A 4,154-nucleotide genomic window follows, 5' to 3' on the forward strand; every position below is an offset into this window, starting at 1 on the left:
CGGCGCGCCGCGCGCCCCCCCCACCCCTCCCCCTGCCCCCCTCCCGCAAGGGGAGGGGGGACTAGGAAAGAACCGGCAACGAGAGGAGGAGCGACCAAAGCCCTACCCGTCCAGATCGGCGACGATGTCGAAATGGGCGACCATCAAAGCGCGGGCGCGGTCCGGGTCGCGGGCGCGCACCGCCTCGGCCAGCTCGATATGGCAGCGCAGGGCGCGCTGGGTGGTGGCGAGGTCGCGCTTCAGCTTGGCGTTGCGCATGGTCTCGCGCGTCGAGGCCTCGAGCGCCTCCAGCAGATGCGCCAGCAGGCGCTGGCCGGCGATCGCGGCGAGGCGGCGGTGGAACAGGAGGTCGGCCTCGACCCAGGGGTCGATGGTGCGGATCTCCGACGCCATCTGCTCGACCGCCTCGATCAGCCCGGCGACATCCTCGGCGTCGGCACGGGCGGCGGCCAGGCCGGCGACCTCGATCTCGACCGCGCGGCGCAGGGCCGAGAACTCGGCCGGGGCGATGCCGTAGGCGCGGGCGAGGGTGGCGAACAGGCCGGCGACGGCGCCGCCGGACAGCGGCTGCACCACGGTCGTCCGGCCGTGGCGGATGGCGACGACGCCCTGCACCGCGAGGCGCGCCATGGCCTCGCGCACCACCGGCTTGGACACGGCGAAGCGCTCGGCCAGCGCCGCCTCGGGCGCCAGCGGCTCGCCCGGGTTCAGCCGGCCGGCGGCGATGTCGTCGAGGATGCCGTCGACGACCGAGGCGGCGAGGCGATCGAGGCTGCGCCCCATCTCAGCCAAGCCCTGTTCCGCTGCGCCGCATGCCGCTTCCCCCGCCGGTCGTGATCGCTGCGATCGAGCATACACCGGCAGCGCCCGGCTTGGACCAAAGGACAACGGACCTAGTTCGCGGCGGCCGCCATACTGACCCGAATGGGCGGGGGACGGCCCGCCGCATACGGGAGGGAGCCTGAGATGCGTGCACCGATGATCGCGGCGGCAGCAGCCCTGCTGCTGGCGCTCGGCTTGGCGGGCCCGGCCGCGGCCCAGTCCGGGCTGACCACCCGCGCCACCAACCTGGAGCCGCTGAAGCTGTCCTCCGGCGTGCCCTTCCCGGAAAAGCCCTATGAGCTGCAGGCCGGCAAATACTACCGCTGGACGATCGAGGCCGACGGCACGGCGGAGCTGGCGATCGCGGCGCCGGAATTCTTCCGCAACATCTGGATCAACGAGGTGGTGATCAACAAGATCGAGGTGCGGCCGCTGGGCCTGGATTCGATCGAGTTCGACGACGAGGGCGCGGCCACCATCTCCTTCGTGCCGATCCGCCCCGGCACCTTCACCTTCCACGCCCCGGGCACCGAGGCCGAGGGCATGCGCGGCACGTTCGTGGTGAAGTAGGGGGCGTGGCGCCCGTTCTCTCCGGTCGTCATTCCCGCGAAAGCGGGAATCTCTCGCCGGTGAAGCCGTGACGAGATCCCCGCTTTCGCGGGGATGACGAGATTTTTTAAGCGAAGGCAGGCCATTCGCGCGCGGACGCGCGCAGCCCCTCCCCCAACCCCCTCCCGCAGGGGGAGGGGGAGAGTGGATGGCTGGGTGTGATCGGCAGATTTGACAGGTGCCGCAACCGGCTTAGCTGCTGTCCGGTTTCGATGGCTTGGGCATGGACCGGCCGGCGGCGGAGTCGTCCGGCGGCGGGGACCAATCGTCCGCAGCCTCGCGATCGGCAGCCTCGGCGGGCTCCGCCGGCGGGGCGGCCTTCGTCTCGGCGACCTCGTCCCAGCTCTGGGGCAGCCGGATCGGGTCCGGCGGGTAGCCGATCTTGCGGCAGACCTCGCGTACGAACTCCGCCGCCGACAGCGTGTCCAGCTGCGCGTCCAGGATCTCGTCCTCGACCAGCTTCTCCCACGCCACCGACCGCATGCATTCGGCGTCCAGCCCCTCCTCGGGCCTCGCCGCCGCCTCGGCCACCATCCCGGCCGCACGCTCCCGCCGCTGCCGGCGGCGCTGCTCCTCGCCCGACTTCGTGCGCTCGTCCCGCCGCGTCATGAAGCCGGTGCGGATCCGCTCCACCATCGCCGCCGTCAGCCGCAGCGAGCGCGTCAGCCGCGCCTGGATCAGCCCGAAATCCGGCGGCGCCTTCGGGTCCAGATGCGACCGCTCCTGCTGCTGCGCGGTCAGCCGCTTGCAGCGCATGTCGATCTCCATCGCCTCGCGCAGCATGCCCAGCACCCACCCCGTCCAGTTCATGTCGGGATCGGTCGGCCGGATCGGGTCGGATTGCGCCTCGTCCATAGAACGTATCATGAACGAGAATCGCGCGTTAAGTCCAGAGCCCATCGCGTTCACGCGCCGCCGCGCCGCTTTGCCCCGGCATCTTGGTCGCAAGGACGACGGACAGCGGGGGTCCGGACGCGATAGCATCCGGCGGAACCCCTCTTTGCCCGCACCGGATGACCAAGACCCTTGCCCCGCCCCTGACCGACCTGACCCCCACTTTGGGCGGGGCCGAGGCGAACCCGATCCGCATCGGCTTCGCCGACAAGAACCCGCTGGTGCTGCGCGGGCTGCAGTCGCTGTTCGGCGAGGACCGGCGGTTCGAGCTGGTGGTCTCGGCCAGCGACGGCGAGCGCTTCCTCGACGCCGTGACGCGGTTCGAGTTCGACGTCGGCATCATCGGCTGGGTGATGGCCAATGGCGACGGCCGCGCCGTGCTGGAGGCGCTGAAGGCCTGGGAGGCCGCCCCGGCCCGGGTGGCCGCCCCGGCCCGGGTGGCCGCTGGAAGCCCCCTGCCCCGCATCGTCGTCTACACCGGCGCCGATCTGGGCGTGGCGCGGATGGCGATGCAGCTGGGCGCCGCCGGCTTCCTGTCGAAATCCGAGCCGCCGGAGCGCCTGCTGGACGTGGTGGCCGAGGTGGCGCGCGGCCGGATGATGTTCCCCTTCCTCGACCTCGGCCGGGCGGCGGCGGACGACCCGCTGGCCTGCCTGACCACCCGCGAGCGTGAGCTCCTGGAGCGGCTGGCCGAGGGCTTGAGCAATGAGGGGCTGGCCCGCCGCTTCGGCCTGTCGCCGAACACGGTCAAGTTCCACCTGCGCAACCTGTACGAGAAGCTGGGCGCCGCCAACCGGGCCCAGGCCGTGGCCGTGCTGCTGGGGCGCGACCGGGGGTAGGGTCGGATACGCAGCCTGATCTTTTCTAGTCCCCCCTCCCCTTGCGGGAGGGGGGACTCAAAAATGTCGCAGCCCGGGGGACGGACTCACTGTGAGGATGAGCGAGCGCTATAGGCCCACCCCCGCAAATTTTCTGCCCGGCGTCCTACGAACGTAGGACGACCCCGGCGGGCGGCGCGTGGTTCGCTGTGATCGGAAGGGCTTCCTCGCAACGGCTTCCGAGACGCCATCATGCAGATGCTCGACGCCAGAGATCCGATCCGCCTCGACCCGGCCGCGCTGCCGGCCGATGTCGACGACCATGGGCTGGAGGCCGAGCTGCAGCCGGTGCTGCGCAGCGCCGTCCCGGGCCCCGCCCCCTTCAACGCGCTGGTGCTGGTGCGCGGCACCCTGCCCGCCGGCGCGGCCGCGGCGGACGGGACCTTCGCCGTGCGCACCAATTTCACGCTGGCCGGCTTCGACCCGATGTCGCCGCCGCCGTTCAAGCATTCCTCGACCGCGGCGCTGCGCCAGGCCGGGGCGCCCGAGGTCGAGATCGACGCCATCGACCACGGCTATTTCGACGATTCCGGCCGCTGGGTGCTGCTGGTCCGCGGCGACAGCCTGCGCCAGCACGGCGCGGTCGAGCTGACCAGCTGGGTGATGTGCCGCGAGCCGCCCCCGGCCAGGCGGCTGGACGGCAAGACGGATGGGCGCCTGGCGTTCCGCAGCTACCGCTCCTTCGTGCCGCCGCAGCCGCCGCAGCCGGCGGATGCCTGGAGCCAGGCCATGAGCCGGATCGTCCGCCGCCCGGACATCGGAGGCCGCGCGCCGGCGTGAGGCGGCTGCGAGGCGCGGTTCTATTGCCTCTCCCGCTCGCGGGACCTTTTCAGAACAGCTCGAGCCCTTCCTTTCTTGTCCCCCTCCCCTTGCGGGAGGGGGCATTTACACATCGCCTCTTTTGAGTCCCCCCTCCCCTCGCGGGAGGGGGGTAGGGGGAGGGGGTTTTCT

At 71.6% G+C, this 4,154-nt stretch carries 5 protein-coding genes; 3 read left to right on the forward strand and 2 right to left on the reverse strand.

The genetic code is table 11. The annotated features are described in order from the left end of the window. Positions 1-102: 102 nt before the first annotated feature. Positions 103-783 carry a FadR/GntR family transcriptional regulator gene (locus AAHM41_RS39285; RefSeq protein WP_342242083.1) on the reverse strand — a complete coding sequence of 227 codons (681 nt, stop codon included), beginning with the start codon at positions 781-783 and terminating at the stop codon, positions 103-105. A 183-nt stretch (positions 784-966) separates the two neighbouring features. Here AAHM41_RS39285 and AAHM41_RS39290 point away from each other — a divergent pair, with 183 nt between their 5' ends. Beyond that, positions 967-1,392, forward strand: a complete 426-nt coding sequence (locus tag AAHM41_RS39290) for a hypothetical protein (RefSeq protein WP_342242079.1) — start codon at positions 967-969, stop codon at positions 1,390-1,392. A 231-nt stretch (positions 1,393-1,623) separates the two neighbouring features. Here the strand turns inward: AAHM41_RS39290 and AAHM41_RS39295 are convergent, their stop codons facing one another. After that, complete coding sequence (locus AAHM41_RS39295; protein ID WP_342242080.1) at positions 1,624-2,286, reverse strand: hypothetical protein; 663 nt, start codon at positions 2,284-2,286, stop codon at positions 1,624-1,626. A gap of 158 nt (positions 2,287-2,444) precedes the next feature. Between AAHM41_RS39295 and AAHM41_RS39300 the strand changes: the two genes are divergently transcribed. Both AAHM41_RS39300 and AAHM41_RS39305 read left to right on the forward strand, forming a co-directional pair. Next, positions 2,445-3,164 (forward strand): response regulator transcription factor, encoded by a 720-nt coding sequence (locus tag AAHM41_RS39300; RefSeq protein WP_342242081.1) that lies wholly within the window; start codon positions 2,445-2,447, stop codon positions 3,162-3,164. Between the two features lie 231 nt (positions 3,165-3,395). Next, entirely contained in the window at positions 3,396-3,983 is a 588-nt protein-coding gene (locus tag AAHM41_RS39305) for a hypothetical protein (RefSeq protein ID WP_342242082.1), read from the forward strand. Positions 3,984-4,154: the final 171 nt, after the last annotated feature.

It is taken from the genome of Inquilinus sp. OTU3971 (genome assembly GCF_038440215.1).

Excerpts from the sequence above, each read along its gene's own strand:
- AAHM41_RS39285 (WP_342242083.1), bottom strand. The coding sequence starts at position 783 with ATGGGGCGCAGCCTCGATCGCCTCGCCGCCTCGGTCGTCGACGGCATC.
- AAHM41_RS39290 (WP_342242079.1), top strand. The coding sequence starts at position 967 with ATGCGTGCACCGATGATCGCGGCGGCAGCAGCCCTGCTGCTGGCGCTC.
- AAHM41_RS39295 (WP_342242080.1), bottom strand. The coding sequence starts at position 2,286 with ATGGACGAGGCGCAATCCGACCCGATCCGGCCGACCGATCCCGACATG.
- AAHM41_RS39300 (WP_342242081.1), top strand. The coding sequence starts at position 2,445 with ATGACCAAGACCCTTGCCCCGCCCCTGACCGACCTGACCCCCACTTTG.
- AAHM41_RS39305 (WP_342242082.1), top strand. The coding sequence starts at position 3,396 with ATGCAGATGCTCGACGCCAGAGATCCGATCCGCCTCGACCCGGCCGCG.